Source organism: Streptomyces sp. NPDC003635 (genome assembly GCF_053587635.1).
Genome location: NZ_JBSFOK010000002.1, coordinates 126,337 through 141,719, shown reverse-complemented (window position 1 = coordinate 141,719; position 15,383 = coordinate 126,337). Strand labels below are relative to the sequence as shown.

Here is a 15,383-nt window from a genome sequence, read left to right as displayed (position 1 = left end):
GGGTAGACGGGCCACACTGTCCCCCGTGAGACATGTCATCGCCCTCGACGTGGGCGGCACCGGGATGAAGGCCGCCCTTGTCGGGGCGGACGGCGCTCTGCTGCACCAGGCCCGCAGGGCGACCGGACGCGAGCGCGGACCCGACGCGGTCGTCGCGAACATCCTCGACTTCGCCGCCGAACTGGCGGCCCACGGCGCGCGGACCCTCGGCGAACCGGCCGCCGCGGCCGGCGTCGCCGTCCCCGGCATCGTCGACGAGGCGTCCGGCATCGCCGCCTACGCGGCCAACCTGGGCTGGCGGGACGTCCCCCTGCGCGAGCTGATCGGCGCCGAGCTGGGCATCCCGGTCGCCCTCGGCCACGACGTGCGCACCGGCGGACTGGCCGAGGGCCGGGTCGGCGCGGGCCGGGGAGCGGACCGGTTCCTGTTCGTGGCGCTCGGCACCGGCATCGCGGGCGCGATCGGGGTGGACGGCCGGGTAGAGGCGGGGGCGCACGGATTCGCGGGCGAGATCGGCCATGTCGTCGTACGCCCCGGCGGCACCCCCTGCCCCTGCGGGCAGCGCGGCTGCCTGGAACGGTTCGCGTCCGCGGCGGCGGTCAGCGAGGCCTGGGCGGCGGTCACGGGCGACCCCGAAGCCGACGCGGCCGACTGCGCGAAGGCCGTCACGTCCGGCGACCCGAACGCCGTACGAGTCTGGACCGACGCCGTCGACGCCCTGGCCGACGGCCTGGTCACCGCCCTCACCCTGCTGGACCCCCGCACCCTGATCATCGGTGGCGGCCTGGCGGAGGCGGGGGAAACCTTGTTCACACCACTGCGGGACGCCGTCCGGCGGAGGGTCACGTTCCAGAAGCTGCCGTCGATCGTCCCGGCGGCACTGGGGGACACGGCGGGATGTCTCGGCGCCGGGCTACTGGCCTGGGATCTTCTCGACACTACTGACGGCACGGAGGTAACGACCTGATGGCAACTCCCCCAGGGGCGCGGGGAACTGCGCGATCGACCCCCACCGGCCCGCAGATGATCCTCAAGGGAGCCCACGTAGCCGTTCCCACAGGAGTCATCGAGAAGGGCGAGGTGGTCATCGAGGGCGACCGCATCACCGCGACCGCTCAACAGAACGCCCAGGTCATCGACGTAACCGGCCACTACGTGGTCCCCGGCTTCGTGGACATCCACAACCACGGAGGAGGCGGCGCCAGCTTCACCTCCGGCACCGTGGACGACGTGCTCAAGGGCATCGAGACCCACCGCCGACACGGCACCACCACCCTCGTCGCCTCCACCGTCACCGGCGACATGGACTTCCTCGCGCAGCGCGCCGGACTCCTCTCCGAACTCGCCGAGCAGGGCGACATCGCCGGCATCCACTTCGAGGGCCCGTTCATCTCCCCCTGCCGCAAGGGCGCCCACTCCGAGGAACTGCTCCGCGACCCCGACCCCGCCGAGGTCCGCAAGCTGATCGACGCCGCGCGCGGCCGGGCCAGCATGGTCACCCTCGCCACCGAACTCCCCGGCGGCCTCGACTCCGTGCGGCTGCTCGCCGATCACGGCGTCATCGCGGCGATCGGGCACACGGACGCGACGTACGAGCAGACCGTGCGGGCGATCGACGCGGGCGCCACCGTCGCCACGCACCTCTTCAACGCGATGCCCGCCCTCGGCCATCGCGCCCCCGGCCCGATCACGGCGCTCCTGGAGGACGACCGGATCACCGTCGAGCTGATCAACGACGGGACGCATCTGCACCCCGCCGCCCTCCAGCTGGCGTTCCATCACGCGGGCGCCGACCGGGTCGCGTTCATCACCGACGCGATGGACGCGGCCGGCTTCGGCGACGGTCGCTACATGCTCGGCCCGCTGGAGGTCGAGGTGGCCGACGGCGTCGCCCGTCTGGTGGAGGGCGGCTCGATCGCGGGCTCGACACTCACCCTGGACCGGGCCTTCAAGCGCGCGGTGACGATCGACGGGCTCTCGGTCGAGGACACGGTGACCGCCCTGTCCGCCAACCCGGCCCGCCTGCTCGGGATGTCCGACGAGATCGGCTCGCTGGAACCGGGCAAGTACGCCGACCTGGTCCTCCTGGACGCCTCCTTCGACCTCAAGGGCGTCCTGCGCCGGGGTGAATGGGTGGTCGATCCCCAACTGGGCTGATCCGTCCCGAGGCAGCGCGACGGCGGCCGTTCCGAGGACTGGGACGACCGCCGTCTGTTTGGCATGATCGGGACCGGAAGAGACGGCACCACTTACTTCGGGGGAGGTCGGCCCGGGTGATCCTCACGGTCACGCTGAACACCGCTCTCGACATCACGTATCGCGTGCGGGCCCTGCGCCCGCACGCCTCGCACCGGGTCTCCGAGGTCCTCGAACGCCCCGGCGGCAAGGGCCTGAACGTGGCGCGGGTGCTGGCGGCCCTCGGTCACGAGGTGACCGTCACCGGTTTCGCGGGCGGCGCCACGGGCCGTGTCGTGCGCGAGCAACTGACCGCCGTCGAAGGGGTGCGCGACGCCCTCGTCCCGCTCACCGGCCCAACGCGCCGCACGATAGCGATAGTCGACGAACTGACCGGCGACACCACGCAGCTCAACGAGCCGGGCCCGCTCGTCACCCCCGCCGAGTGGTCGGCCTTCCAGCGGTCCTACGGCGAACTGCTCGCCTCCGCCGACGCGGTGGCCCTGTGCGGCAGTCTGCCGCCGGGCGTGCCGGTGGGCGCGTACGCGGGGCTGGTCCGCGCGGCACGCGCCGCGAGCGTCCCCGTTCTCCTGGACACCAGCGGCGAACCACTGCGCCGCGGGGTCGCCGCCCGCCCCGACATCATCAAGCCCAACGCCGACGAGCTGGCCGAACTGACCGGATCCCACGAGCCGTTGCGCGCCACCCAGGACGCCCGCCGACGCGGTGCCCACACGGTGGTCGCCTCCCTGGGCGCCGCGGGACTGCTCGCCCACACTCCCGAGGGCCGCTGGCGCGCGGCCCCACCGACCACCCTGCACGGCAACCCGACCGGCGCGGGCGACGCGGCGGTCGCGGGCCTGCTCTCGGGCCTGGTCGAAAACCTCCCCTGGCCGGCCCGCCTGTCCCGCGCGGCGGCCCTGTCGACGGCGAGCGTACTGGCGCCGGTGGCGGGGGAGTTCGACCACCGGGCCTACGAGGACCTGCTGGGGCGGGTGACGGTGACGGGGGAGGTCAGCGCGGCGTAGCAGCCCGGACGGCGGAGGCGACCAAGCGTTCTATAGGATCACCGCCGTTCACGGATCCACCTGACCAGGGATCCGTCCAAACGAGGGAACTTCATATGAGCATTCTCAGCAAAAGCCTGATGACGGTGGCCGTGACGGGTGCGTTGCTGGGTGGCGCCCTCGCCACACCGGCGGCGGCTGATCCCAATACCTGCCCGCAAGGGAAGGTCTGCGGATGGACGGGCAAGAACCGGACCGGTGACAGGACCGTCCGCTCCGTGACGCCCGGTTGCTATCCCTTCGCCACGGCCCGGTCCGTCTCGAACCAGACGAACTACCGCATCGAGTTCTGGCACGCCACCCTGGGCTGCGGCGCAGGCACGCGCCTGGTCACTCTGGGGCCGCACACCTACTCGGACAACACCCGTGGCACCGTCACGGGCATTGCGGTCTACGCGAGGTAGCGCCACGGCCTGTGCTCCGCCCGACATGGGCGGAGCACAGCTTCTATTGCAGCCACATGTGGTCGAACACCGCGTCACACTGATTGCCCTGGTTGCAGGCCAGCTCGATCGTGTTGGTGCCCTTGGTCAGGTTGACGTTGGCCCAAGTGGACTTCCACCCCTGCTCCCAGTCGCCCTTGGGAGTGTTGCCGAAGTTCTCCATGTTCAGGGGCTGGCTGCTGGGCTTGCCGTTGACCACGAGGGTGGCATTGGCGTCCGTGCCCGGGATGCCGTAGCGCACATACAGCCGGTAGGTGCCGTCCTTCTCGATGCCGTCCACGGTCCAGGTGACCTTGGCTCCGACCTGGTTGAAGCCGGTCACATAGACTCCGCCGACCGCCTCGGCACCGCTGAATTCCGACGCCGTCCCCATGCCTGAGCTGAGCCGCAGCGCCTTCGCGTCGATCTTCGGCAGGTCCGCCTTTTCCTCGGCGTTGCTGTCCTTCGTCGGCGTCGGGTCCGTGCTCTCGGTCTGGGTCTGGGTGGGGCCGGCCTCGTTGTCGGTGCCGCCCTCGCCGTCGTCGCCGCCCGCCATCGCCACCGCGATGCCGATGACGACCGCGGCGACCACCGCGACGGCGCCGATCAGCAGCCCCTTGGTGTTCGGGCCGCGCCCGCGGCCGTTGCCGCCGCCGTTGTAGCCCGGGCTCGGCGACACGGTGGTCTGGGCACCGCCCGGGAAGGTCTCCGGAGCCGCGTAGTGCGTGTTCGGCTGGCCGTACGCGCCCTGCTGCTGCGGCACCTGCGCATAGGGAGCCGTCTGCTGGCCGTACTGCCGCTGGCCGACCGAGCGCACCCGGTTCACCGAGTTCGGGTAGCCGTAGCCACCGGACGGCGGCTGGGCCCCATTGGCCTGCCCGTCGGCGTAGAGGTAGCCGAACGGGTCGTCGTCCTCGGGCGTAGTGGCGCCGTTGTTGCCGGACGTCATCCCTTGGTCTCCTCACCAGGTGCGGGGCTGTTGCGGTACGTGTGACGAAGGGCGAGCCTACCCGCTCCGGCTGCCCCAATCGGGTGACTCAGACCGCATCAGCTCACTGACCTGGGATTCATCCCGCGCGTCTGTGCTGTTTGGGACGAGATCGTTTCTCTACGTACATCCGCTCGTCGGCGGACTTCAGCACCTCGTCCGCGGTCATGCCGCAGTGGGCCCACCCGATCCCGAAGCTGGCGCCGACGCGCATGGCCCGGCCGTCGACCCGGATCGGCTGAATGATCTCGTTCCGAAGGCGTACGGCGAGGTCCTGGGCGTCGGCCCGGCCGAGTCCGTCGGCCAGGACCACGAACTCGTCACCGCCGAGCCGGGCCACCGTGTCGCCGTCCCGGACGCCCCGGGAGAGCCGGCGGGCGACCTCGATGAGGACCGCGTCGCCCGCGTTGTGCCCGAACCGGTCGTTGATCGACTTGAAGCCGTCGAGGTCGCAGAAGAGCACCGCGAGCCCCTTGGTGCCGTCGTCACGTTCACTCTCGGGGGCGACGGTGTGCACATGGTGGTCGTAGCCGTCGAAGGACTCGGCGCCGGGCCGGAAGTCGAAGCCGTGGCCGTTGACGTCGAAGGCGGGGTGGCCGTAGGCCGCGTCCAGGGACTCCAGGGCCCCGGCGTGCGTGGGCCGCTGACAGAGCCGGGCGGAGAGGCGGGAACGCAGCTCGGCGGAGTTCGGCAGGCCGGTGAGCGAGTCGTGGGAGGCGCGGTGGGCGAGCTGGAGCTCGCGGCGCTTGCGCTCCTCTATGTCCTCGACGTGGGTGAGCAGGAAGCGCGGTCCGTCGGCCGCGTCGGCGACGACGCTGTTGCGCAGGGACACCCACACATAGGTGCCGTCGCGGCGGCCCAGGCGGAGCTCCGCGCGCCCGCCCTCCGCCGACGTCCGCAGCAGCGTCCCGATGTCCTCGGGGTGGACGAGGTCGGAGAAGGAGTAGCGGCGCATCGCGGAGGCGGGGCGGCCGAGGAGTCGGCACAGAGCGTCGTTGGTCCGCAGGATCCGGCCGTGCTGGTCGCCGCCCATCTCGGCGATGGCCATGCCGGAGGGGGCGTACTCGAAGGCCTGCCTGAAGCTCTCCTCGCTGGCCCGCAGCGCCTGCTGGTCCCGCTCCAGCCTGACCAGTGCCCGCTGCATATTCGCACGTAGACGCGCGTTGCTGATCGCGATGGCGGCCTGGAACGCGTACATCTGCAGGGCCTCGCGCCCCCACGCGCCCGGCAGCCTGCCGTTGCGCGGCCGGTCCACGGACAGGACGCCGATCAGCTCGCCGCTGGCGCCGCCGTGCACACCCGGGGTGTACATGGGCGCGAAGAGCCGGTCCGAGGGGTGCCACTCGTCCTCGAAGCGGGGCGCGGGACCGTCGGTGTACCACTGCGGGACGTCGTCGTCGTCGAGGACCCAGCCCTCGGTGTGCGGTATGAACACCAGGTCGCCCCAGTGCTCGCCCATGCTGAGCCGGCGCTCCCAGGACTCGCGGGAGCCGGTGCGGCCGGTGATCAGCGCCTCCGCGGCGGGGTTGCCGGCGAGGGCGGCGACGACGAGGTCGCCGTCGGGCCGGACCAGGTTGACGGCCGCCAGCTCGTAGCCAAGGCCGGTGACGACGCCGTCGGCGACGGTCTGCAGTGTGTCCGCCAGGCTGCGCGCGGTGTTCATGTCCGCCATGACCTGGTGCAGTTGCCGCAGGGTCGCAAGACGGACGTACGGCTCCGACTCGGTCTCCATGCTCGCCCTCCCCCCGAGACCTCGCAGCGAATCAAGGGTTGTTCTTCGGCGTCTTTTCCGTGGGGTGCCCTTGCTGTTCTTGATGAAGGTTCCCCGCCACTGAATCACAGCGCGCTGCCCACTCGGTACACAGGGTCAACAATTACTGGGCCTTGTGACTCAAGTCACAGCGAAAGATGAACAATTGCGCGGTGTTTCTGCGTTTTTCCTGTGCGTTTACTGAACGCAAACTTTGTGCGCGGTGCGAAGGATCACGCAAGGGTGCCACAGATGTCCGCCGAAGGTCCTAGGTCCCTCCTCGGACCCGGGCCCGATGCGACGGCCGCACGGCGGACACTAGCGTTTCCCGCGTGCCGAACATTCCCCCCGCCCCGCCCGCCCCGATCACCGCACCGCCCCTCGCCGGGCATGCTGAGGGGGTGAGCAACGACGAGTTCCGCGCCGCCATGTCCCGGCTGGCCGCGGGCGTGGTCCTGGTGACCGCCTTCGAGCCCCCGCTGGCGGCGGACGGGCCGAAGGGCGAGGACGTCGGCATGACGGCCACGGCGTTCGTGTCGGTCTCCCTCGACCCGCCCCTGGTCATGGTCAGCCTGCGCACGGGCGCGCGCATGGACGACCTGCTCGACGAGCAGCCCCTGTGGGCGGTCTCGGTCCTCTCCGAGAGCCAGCGGCACATCGCCGGCCGCTTCGCGATGAAGGGCCGCATCAGCGACCGCCTCCTCTTCGAGGACATCCCGTACGTCCGCGGCGAGGCGACCGGTGCCGCGCTGGTCGGCGGGGCGCTGGCGCAGCTGGAGTGCCGGACCGAGCAGCGGGTGGTCGCGGGCGACCACACCCTGGTCATCGGCCGGGTCCTGACGGCCCGGGTACCGAGCGCGGAGGGCGGCCCGCTGACGTATTTCCGCGGTCGCTATCGCCAATTGGGCTGATCCGGAATTCAGCTGACGGAGAGTGAACTCGCTCCCTATGGTGCGCACATGACGACGAACGGCCCCCGCCTCGAAACCCTCACACCGAAGAATGTCGAGGACGCGATCGCGATCCGGATCCGCCCGGATCAGGAACACGCGGTCGAGCCGGTCGCCCACTCACTCGCCGAGGCCTATGTCCGGCCCACGGTCGCCTGGCCCCGCCTGATCCTCGACGCCGACCGCACGGTGGGCTTTGTGATGGCCTTCCTCGACATCGACTGGAAGGGCGACGGCAGCGTCGTCCGCTCCGGCCTGTGGCGCCTGAACATCGCGGCGCCCGAACAGGGCAGGGGCTACGGCCGCTTCGCGGTCGACGCGGTGGCGGACGAGATCCGCCGCAGGGGCGGAAGCGAGATGTACGTCACCTGGCACCCGGGTCCGACGGGCCCGGAGGGCTTCTATCTGGGTCTGGGCTTCGAGCCGAACGGGGAGACGAGCGGGGGCCAGACGGTAGGGGTGCTGAAGCTGAGCGCCTGAACGGGCCCGGTACGGCGGACCCGGACCTGGAGGGGACAGCCGACTGGCCCGCTATCCCCAGTCGCGCCCCGAGCGGCCGCGCTTGGTGTCCGAGCGCTGCTTCTTCTCCCGCAGACGGCGTTCGTTGATGCCCCGGGGGATGCGGGTCGGCCTGCGCGGCTTGGGCGGGGGTGCGGTGGCCTCGGCCAGCAGCGCCGCGAGGCGCACGGCAGCCGTCTCCCGGTTGCGCCACTGGGAGCGGTGCTCGGAGGAGCGGACGGTGATGACGCCGTCGACCAGGCGTCCGGCGAGCCGCTCCAGCGCCCGCTGCTTCCACACCTCGGGCAGGGCCTCGGTGCGCGCCAGGTCGAAGCGCAGCTCGACCTGGGAGTCGCTGGTGTTGACGTGCTGTCCGCCGGGCCCCGACGACCGCGAGAAACGCCACATGAGCTCGGCCTCGGGGAGCGAGACGGAGCCGCGGACGGGATAAGGACCGGACATGCCGTCCATGGTCGCGCGTCTGACCGGACCACGTCACGCGAATATGTGCCCGGTCGGCCGAGTAAAGAAAGTAAAGAGAGCTGGAACCTCACGTCCCCGCTCCGCGTTGTTAGGGGTAGCTGTAGCTTCGTGCTCGTACGCACTACGAGGGAAGGGACTCCCAACAATGGCTGTAAGCCTGTCCAAGGGTGGCAACGTCTCGCTCACCAAGGAGGCTCCGGGCCTGACCGCCGTCACCGTGGGCCTCGGCTGGGACGTCCGCACCACCACCGGCACGGACTTCGACCTCGACGCCTCCGCCATCGCGGTGAACACGCAGGGCAAGGTCTACTCCGACGCCCACTTCGTCTTCTTCAACAACAAGCAGACCCCGGACCAGACCATCGTCCACACCGGTGACAACCGCACCGGCGAGGGCGCGGGCGACGACGAGGCGATCAACGTCAACCTCGCGGGTCTCCCCGCCGACGTCGACAAGATCGTCTTCCCGGTCTCGATCTACGAGGCCGAGAACCGCTCGCAGAACTTCGGCCAGGTCCGCAACGCCTACATCCGCATCCTCAACCAGGCCGGCGGCGCCGAGATCGCACGCTACGACCTGTCCGAGGACGCGGCGACGGAGACGGCCATGGTCTTCGGCGAGCTGTACCGCAACGGCGCGGAGTGGAAGTTCCGCGCGGTGGGCCAGGGCTACGCCTCCGGCCTGGTCGGCATCGCCCAGGACTTCGGCGTCAACGTCTGACGGACCCGTCCGGACGTCCGACGCACCCGAACCCCCGGTTCCGGCCGGGGGTTCGGTCGTGTCGCAGTAGCGTCCCCGGCATGATCCTCGAACCCCTGCCCCTCTCCCCGGACCACGACATCCCGGCCCCGCTGCTGACCGAGCTGACGGCTCTCTATGCGGCGAACCGTGAATTCCAGGCGCTCAGCGGGGACTTCCCGGACCCGGACGACATCCGGCCGGAGCAGGTGGCGGCGGCGCTGGCCGCGGAGCTGGCGCATCCGGACGCGGAGGTGCTGCTCGCCCGCGCCGAGGGGTCGCTCGTGGGAATCGCCATCACCCTCGCCCACCACCCCGACCCGGCCGACCCGGACCCGTGGATCGGCCTGCTGATGGTGGACGCGAGCCTGCACGGACGGGGCCACGGCCGCCGGATCGCCCACGCCGTCGAGGACCGCTTCCGCACGTCCGGCCGTACCGCCGTACGCCTCGCCGTCCTCACCGGCAACCCCAGGGCCCTCGCCTTCTGGACCGCACTCGGCTACGAGGTCGTGGATCACCGCGAGGACCGCGCGCTGCACCGCCCCTGCGCGGTCCTGCGCAAGACGCTGCGCACCCCGCGCCGCGCCGCCCGGGTCGCCGTCGTCGATCCGGAGGGCTCGGTCCTCCTCTTCCGCTACGACAACGTCGAGGTCGGCGTCCACTGGGCCCTGCCCGGCGGTGGCCTGGAGGCAAACGAGAGCCCGCGCGAGGGCGCCCTGCGCGAACTGGCCGAGGAGACGGGCTGGACGGACCTGGAAGCGGGCCCTCTGCTGTGCACCTGGGAGCACGACTTCACGCGCATGGACATCCCCGTCCGCCAGCACGAGCACATCTACGTCACCCACGGCCCGCGCCGCGAACCGGACGGCTCCCAACTCGCCGGCGCCCACGCCCAGGACGGCATCCTCGCCTGGCGCTGGTGGACCCGCGAGGAGCTCGCCGCCGAGCCGGAACCGGTCTGGCCGCCCGATCTGGCACGGCTGCTGACGGAGTGGGAGAGGGGATGCCGACGGAGTGGGCAGGGTTGATGCCGACGGAGTGAGGGGGCTGACCCGCCCGGGAGGCCGGACCGGCTTCAGGGGCGGTCCGGCCTCCCGTCCCCGTACAGCCAGTCGTCCCAGATGCGGCCGAAGTCCACGTCGGGCGCCCGCTCCTCCACGTACGCGGTGAAGTCGTCGGTGTCCGCGTTCCCGTGGCGACGGCCGGCGGTCCAGCCCTGGACGAGGTCGTAGAAGGCCTCGTCGCCCACCGCCTGCCGGATCTTGTGGACGACCATCGCGCCGCGGTCGTAGACCGGCCGGTCCGAGATGTGCTCGGCGCCGGGCGGTTCGGCGGGCGGGAAGGCCCAGAGGTCGGCGTCGTCACTGCCGTACAGCGCCTCGAAGGTCACCTGCGCGCTGTCGCCGCCCTGGTCCTCCTCCCACAGCCACTCGGCGTAGGTCGCGAAGCCCTCGTTGAGCCACATGTCCTGCCACGTCCGCGGTGTGACGGAGTTGCCGAACCACTGGTGGGCGATCTCGTGGACGAGCAGCTCGGTGTCGGGGACACCGGGGAAGACCGGCCGGTTCTGGGTCTCCAGGGCGTAGTCGGAGTCGCCCGGCGCGGCGACGACCACTCCGGTGGAGGAGAAGGGGTACGGCCCGAAGTTGTACTCCGCCCACTCCATGACGCCGGGCAGCTCGTCGCCGGCCTCCGCCGCGCCGGGTTCGACGGCCGTGTACTCCGGCACACCCCCGGCCGTGCCGCGCCGGATGTCGTAGTCGCCGATCGCGAGCGTGGCGACATAACTCGCCATGGGCTCGGCGGTCCGCCAGGTATAGGTCGTCCGGCCCTCGCGCGTGCGCCGACCGGCGAGCTCCCCGTTGGAAACGGCCTCGACGCCCTTCGGCACGGTCACCTCGATGGCGTACGACGCCTTGTCCGAGGGGTGGTGATTGCCGGGGAACCACGCCATGGAGCCGGTGGGTTCGCCGAGCGCGAGGGCACCGTCCGAGGTGGGCAGCCATCCCTCCGCCGAGCCGTCGGGGTCGGTGACGGTCCGGGGGGTGCCGTGGTAGCGGACGCGCGCCTCGAAGGTCTCACCGTCGTCGAGCGGGCCGGGCGGACTGACGATCAGTTCCTGGCCCTCGCGGCTCCAGCGGGCCCGCTCGCCCTGGACGGTGACCTCGTCGACCGACAGCCCGTGCAGGTCCAGGTCGAAGGCGGAGAGGTCCTGGGTGGCCCGGGCGGTCACGGTGGCGGTGCCGGAGAGGCGGCGGGAGGCGGGTTCGTAGTCGAGGTCCAGGGAGTAGCGCTGGACGTCGTAGCCGCCGTTGCCGGCCTCGGGGAAGTAGGGATCGCCGAGGCCCGGGGCACCGGGACCGCCGTGACGGTTGTCACCGCCGCACGCCGTCAGGGCGAGGGCCAGCAGCAAGGGGGCGATACGGACGGACCGGTACACGATCGCGATCCTACGAGGGCATGACACCATCACCCCGTGCTCGACATCGGCTACGCCCTCTCCAACCGCTTCCCGGACCCTCCGCAGATGGATTACCGCCGCGCGGACGTCCACACCCTGCGCCACGACCTCTTCTGCGGCGACGTCTACCTCGCGGACACCAAGGAGGACCGCGAGCTGTCCACAGCCTGGGGATGGGTGCCGGTGCTCGACTTCGCGTGGGCCCTGTGCGACATCGTGGAGCGTCTGGACCAGGACCCGGCGGGCTCTCGGGCGTCCCGCCCACAGCACGCGGAGCTGGACTTCACCGAGTCCACCGACCGGATGCTCTTCGAGCGCCGCTTCGGCTGGGTGGACGTCGAGGCGGACTGGATGCCCGCGGAGGAGGCACCGCTGAGCTTCTCGCACGCGGAGCTCAGGCGCGAGGCGCGGGACTTCCTGCACGACCTGATCGCCGACCTGTGCGATCTGCACGAGGACCTGGCCGAGAACCCGGCGATCTGGACCCTCCAGGCCCGCTTCCCCCGCATGCCCTGACCCAGCCCCGGCTCCGCCCCCTGCGACTGCCCCGCCTACGCCCCCGCTCCCCCTGCCTCCAGGCCCGCTCCCCCCGCATGCCTGACCCCGCCCCCGCCTACGCCCCCACTCCCCCGCATGCCCTGACTCTCCCCTGACCCCGCCCCCGCTCCTCCCCCTGCCTACGCCCTGGCTCTTCCCGCCGCCCCCGCCCCCCGGCCCCTCGTCAGTCGGCCGCTGCCCCCGCCCCTCGTCAGTCGGTCACCCGGATCCCCAGCGCCCCCGCCAGCACCGGTGCCAGATCGAGCAGCTGCCCCGTGCTGATCACCGCCCCGGACAGCCGGTCCACCCCGCCCGCGATCTCCAGTGCCGCCGCCTCCCTGAGGTCCACGTCCCTCAGGGTCGCCCCGCTCAGCTCCGCCCCCTTCAGCACGCAGCCCGGGAACGAGACCCGCTCCAGGGTCGCGCCCCCGAAGTCCGGCTCGACCAGCACGCAGTTCTCGAAGACGACGTCTCTGAGCCGGGCCGCGCGCAGGTTCAGGTAGTCGATCTTGCCGCCGCGGATCAGGACCCGCTCCAGGGCGGCGCCGTGCAGCTGGACGCCGCCGAGGCGGGCGTCGAGCAGCTCCACGTCCCGCAAGGTCGCCTCCGCGAGGTCCGTGCCGACCCCGCGCGGAGCGCTGAGCACCGAGTCCAGGAGACGGGCGCGGGCGAGCCGGCTCTCGTCCAGCACGCACGCCCTGAGCGCGCAGTCCATGAAGCGGGCGCCGCCGCCGTCCTGCCCGGCGAGATCCGCCTCCCGGAACTCCAGCCCGTCGTAGTCACCGTCCGGCTCTAGTCCCCCGGCGCACACCTCCAGTGCCGGAAGCCGCACCTCGGGGCGCCGGGCCGCCTTCACCGTCGTACCGCCACGCTCCGCAGTCGCCATGCCCTCATGGTGCACCCCACCACTGACAACGCCCCCGACCCGGCCCTGAGCTGCGGAGACCCGGCCGATGTCACATTTCACGCGCCTCGATGCGTCGTACTCGTAGCAAGGGCCACCACGCAGCAGGCCACCCGAGCAGAGGGAGATCCCTATGCACCGCATCACCGTCGTCGGCGGCGGCTTCGCCGGACTCACCGCGGCCATCACCGCCGCCGAAGCGGGCGCCAAGGTCACCGTGTACGAGGCCCACCACACGCTGGGCGGACGGGCGCGGACCGCCGAGGGGCCGTACCGGACGAACGAGGGCCCGCACGCCCTCTACAACGGCGGTCCGCACTGGGCCTGGCTCAAGCAGCGCGATCTGATCGGGCGCCTGGCCCCGCTCCCGCCCTTGGAGGCGGCCCGGCTGCGGCTGCGGCACAAGGGCGCGCTGCGCCGCACCCCGCCCTTCGGCATGCTCAAGCTGCTGCGCCCCGGACTGCCGCAGGCGCCGGTCGACGCGGACTTCATGAGCTGGGCGACGGGGATCGCGGGCGAGGAAGGCGCCCGCGCGGCGGCCCACTACTCCGCCGTGGCCCTGTTCCACCACGACCCGGGCGCGCTGTCCGCCGCCTTCGTGCAGGAGCGGCTGCGCCGCGCGACCAAGCTGCCGCCGGAGGCGCACTACCCGCGCGGCGGCTGGGGCAGTGTCATCGGGCGGATGGCCGACCACGCCTGGAATCTCGGGGTCCGGATGGAGACCCTGTCCCGCGTCGACACGCTGCCGACCGACACCCCGGTCGTCGTCGCCACCTCCCTGGACTCCGCCCGGCGGCTGCTGAAGGACGACAGCCTGACCTGGACGAGCGGGCGTACGGCGCTGATCGACCTGGCGGTACGCACCCGGCGTGGCGACGCCTTCGCCGTCTCCGACCTGGACCACCCGGGCTGGATCGAGCGCTTCACGGCCCAGGACCGGACCCTCGCACCGGCCGGCGAGAGCCTGATCCAGGGGCAGATCCCACTGGGCCCGGCGGAGTCGAAGGCCGCCGGGATCACCCGTGCCGAGCAGTTGCTGGATCTCGCTTTCGAGGGCTGGCGGGACCGGGTCACCTGGCGGCGGGAGGCTCTCGCGAACGGCCGTACCGGCGCGGTGGACGTGCCTGGCACGAGCTGGCGGGACCGCCCGGCGATCGACCGCGGGGACGGGGTCTACCTGGCGGGCGACCAGGTGGCGGCGCCCGGGGTGCTGTCCGAGGTGTCCTTCAACAGCGCGCTGACGGCCGTATCGCTGGCGCTGGGGCAGCAGGCGGCGCTTGACCTCAAGCTTGCTTGAGGTTGCAGAGTGGGCCCCGAACGAGCACACCACTCCGATGGGGGGAACCGATGCACGCCATCCGTCTGCACGCCTTCGGCCCGGCCGAGAACCTCACCTACGAGCAGGTCGAGGCTCCCCGGCCGGGCCCCGGCCAGGTCCGGATCGCGGTCGCCGCGGCCGGTGTCCACCTTCTCGACGCGGCCCTGCGAGAGGGCATGCAGGGCCCGGCGCCGACCCCGACGCCGCTGCCCACGATCCCGGGCCGGGAGGTCGCGGGCGTGGTCGAGTCCCTCGGCGAGGGCGTGGCCGAACTCTGGCTCGGCAAGCGGGTGGTGGCGCATCTGGGCTTCGCCCCGGGGGGCTACGCCGAACTGGCCGTCACCGACGTCGACCGCCTGCACGAGATCCCGGCGAACCTGGACTTCGCGGAGGCCGTCGCGATGATCGGAACAGGTCGTACGGCGATGGGGATCCTGCAGTTCGCCGAGCTGGGCCCGGACTCGGTGGCCGTCGTCCCGGCCGCGGCGGGCGGCATCGGCACGCTGCTCGTCCAGTACGCCCGGAACGCCGGCGCCACGGTGATCGGCCTGGCCGGCGGCCCGGAGAAGGTGGCCAGGGTCCGGGCGAACGGTGCCGATCTGGCCGTGGACTACAAGGACCCGGACTGGCCGGAGAAGGTCCGCGCCTGGCTGGGCGGCCGCGAGGCCACGGTGGTCTTCGACGGCGTGGGCGGGGACGCGGCCCGGGACTCCGTGGCCCTGATCGGCCCCCACGGCAAGCACGTCGTCTTCGGCTGGTCGGCGGACGGCCTGAACGCTGGCGAGCCGTACGTGGTCGAAGGCGTCACGGAACAGGTCCTGGGCCCCGTGATGCTGAGCAAGGCGGGCGGCCCCAACCCCGTCCGCACCCTGGAACTCCGGGCCCTGACCGAGGCAGCGGAGGGCCGACTGCGCCCGGCGGTACAGCGCTACCCCCTGGCGGAGGCGGCAGCGGCCCACCGAGCCCTGGAATCGAGGGCTACGACGGGCAAGGTGGTCCTGGAGCCGTAGCAGCGGAACCGCAACCCGGCCGCAGGCCCCCAGGGGGTGCGGAGCTGTACCGAGTTCAACACACCGCAACCCGGCCGC

Annotated in this window: 16 protein-coding genes; 11 read left to right on the top strand and 5 right to left on the bottom strand. The window is 71.9% G+C overall.

The window, feature by feature from the left end; all coding sequences use genetic code 11:
• Positions 1–25: 25 nt before the first annotated feature.
• From ACWDRW_RS02685 to ACWDRW_RS02670, 4 genes are all read left to right on the top strand, one after another.
• Positions 26–967 (top strand): ROK family protein, encoded by a 942-nt coding sequence (locus ACWDRW_RS02685; protein ID WP_451719026.1) that lies wholly within the window; start codon positions 26–28, stop codon positions 965–967.
• 56 nt (positions 968–1,023) lie between these two features.
• Positions 1,024–2,157 carry an N-acetylglucosamine-6-phosphate deacetylase gene (gene nagA, locus ACWDRW_RS02680; RefSeq protein ID WP_451719024.1) on the top strand — a complete coding sequence of 378 codons (1,134 nt, stop codon included), beginning with the start codon at positions 1,024–1,026 and terminating at the stop codon, positions 2,155–2,157.
• Positions 2,158–2,273: 116 nt separating this feature from the next.
• Positions 2,274–3,203, top strand: a complete 930-nt coding sequence (locus ACWDRW_RS02675; RefSeq protein ID WP_451719021.1) for a 1-phosphofructokinase family hexose kinase — start codon at positions 2,274–2,276, stop codon at positions 3,201–3,203.
• Positions 3,204–3,298: 95 nt separating this feature from the next.
• A complete protein-coding gene (locus ACWDRW_RS02670) occupies positions 3,299–3,646 on the top strand; it encodes a peptidase inhibitor family I36 protein (protein ID WP_451719019.1) in 348 nt (115 codons plus the stop codon).
• Positions 3,647–3,689: 43 nt separating this feature from the next.
• Here ACWDRW_RS02670 and ACWDRW_RS02665 read toward each other — a convergent pair whose 3' ends face one another.
• Together ACWDRW_RS02665 and cdgB are read right to left on the bottom strand one after the other, a co-directional pair.
• Positions 3,690–4,613 carry a carbohydrate-binding protein gene (locus ACWDRW_RS02665; protein WP_451719016.1) on the bottom strand — a complete coding sequence of 308 codons (924 nt, stop codon included), beginning with the start codon at positions 4,611–4,613 and terminating at the stop codon, positions 3,690–3,692.
• A 118-nt stretch (positions 4,614–4,731) separates the two neighbouring features.
• The gene (gene cdgB, locus ACWDRW_RS02660) at positions 4,732–6,384 is read right to left on the bottom strand and encodes a diguanylate cyclase CdgB (protein ID WP_451719014.1); all 1,653 of its coding nucleotides are present in this window, start codon (positions 6,382–6,384) and stop codon (positions 4,732–4,734) included.
• Positions 6,385–6,734: 350 nt separating this feature from the next.
• On the opposite strand from cdgB, the gene ACWDRW_RS02655 reads away from it, so the two are divergent.
• The gene (locus ACWDRW_RS02655) at positions 6,735–7,313 is read left to right on the top strand and encodes a flavin reductase family protein (protein WP_451719011.1); all 579 of its coding nucleotides are present in this window, start codon (positions 6,735–6,737) and stop codon (positions 7,311–7,313) included.
• 48 nt (positions 7,314–7,361) lie between these two features.
• The gene (locus ACWDRW_RS02650) at positions 7,362–7,832 is read left to right on the top strand and encodes a GNAT family N-acetyltransferase (RefSeq protein WP_451719009.1); all 471 of its coding nucleotides are present in this window, start codon (positions 7,362–7,364) and stop codon (positions 7,830–7,832) included.
• Positions 7,833–7,883: 51 nt separating this feature from the next.
• On the opposite strand, the gene arfB is transcribed toward ACWDRW_RS02650, so the two are convergent.
• Positions 7,884–8,321, bottom strand: coding sequence for an alternative ribosome rescue aminoacyl-tRNA hydrolase ArfB (gene arfB, locus ACWDRW_RS02645; RefSeq protein WP_451719006.1), 438 nt, complete (start codon positions 8,319–8,321; stop codon positions 7,884–7,886).
• A gap of 157 nt (positions 8,322–8,478) precedes the next feature.
• Between arfB and ACWDRW_RS02640 the strand changes: the two genes are divergently transcribed.
• Both ACWDRW_RS02640 and ACWDRW_RS02635 read left to right on the top strand, forming a co-directional pair.
• Positions 8,479–9,054, top strand: coding sequence for a TerD family protein (locus ACWDRW_RS02640; protein ID WP_451719003.1), 576 nt, complete (start codon positions 8,479–8,481; stop codon positions 9,052–9,054).
• Between the two features lie 80 nt (positions 9,055–9,134).
• On the top strand, positions 9,135–10,103 hold the full coding sequence (locus ACWDRW_RS02635; RefSeq protein WP_451719000.1) for a GNAT family N-acetyltransferase: 969 nt from the start codon (positions 9,135–9,137) through the stop codon (positions 10,101–10,103).
• Between the two features lie 47 nt (positions 10,104–10,150).
• Here the strand turns inward: ACWDRW_RS02635 and ACWDRW_RS02630 are convergent, their stop codons facing one another.
• Positions 10,151–11,545, bottom strand: coding sequence for a M1 family metallopeptidase (locus tag ACWDRW_RS02630; protein WP_451718997.1), 1,395 nt, complete (start codon positions 11,543–11,545; stop codon positions 10,151–10,153).
• A 6-nt stretch (positions 11,546–11,551) separates the two neighbouring features.
• On the opposite strand from ACWDRW_RS02630, the gene ACWDRW_RS02625 reads away from it, so the two are divergent.
• A complete protein-coding gene (locus ACWDRW_RS02625; RefSeq protein ID WP_451718994.1) occupies positions 11,552–12,052 on the top strand; it encodes a hypothetical protein in 501 nt (166 codons plus the stop codon).
• A 232-nt stretch (positions 12,053–12,284) separates the two neighbouring features.
• Here the strand turns inward: ACWDRW_RS02625 and ACWDRW_RS02620 are convergent, their stop codons facing one another.
• Entirely contained in the window at positions 12,285–12,959 is a 675-nt protein-coding gene (locus ACWDRW_RS02620; RefSeq protein ID WP_451718991.1) for a pentapeptide repeat-containing protein, read from the bottom strand.
• 151 nt (positions 12,960–13,110) lie between these two features.
• Between ACWDRW_RS02620 and ACWDRW_RS02615 the strand changes: the two genes are divergently transcribed.
• The gene (locus ACWDRW_RS02615; RefSeq protein ID WP_451718989.1) at positions 13,111–14,274 is read left to right on the top strand and encodes an NAD(P)-binding protein; all 1,164 of its coding nucleotides are present in this window, start codon (positions 13,111–13,113) and stop codon (positions 14,272–14,274) included.
• Between the two features lie 50 nt (positions 14,275–14,324).
• Complete coding sequence (locus ACWDRW_RS02610; RefSeq protein WP_451718986.1) at positions 14,325–15,305, top strand: zinc-binding dehydrogenase; 981 nt, start codon at positions 14,325–14,327, stop codon at positions 15,303–15,305.
• Positions 15,306–15,383: the final 78 nt, after the last annotated feature.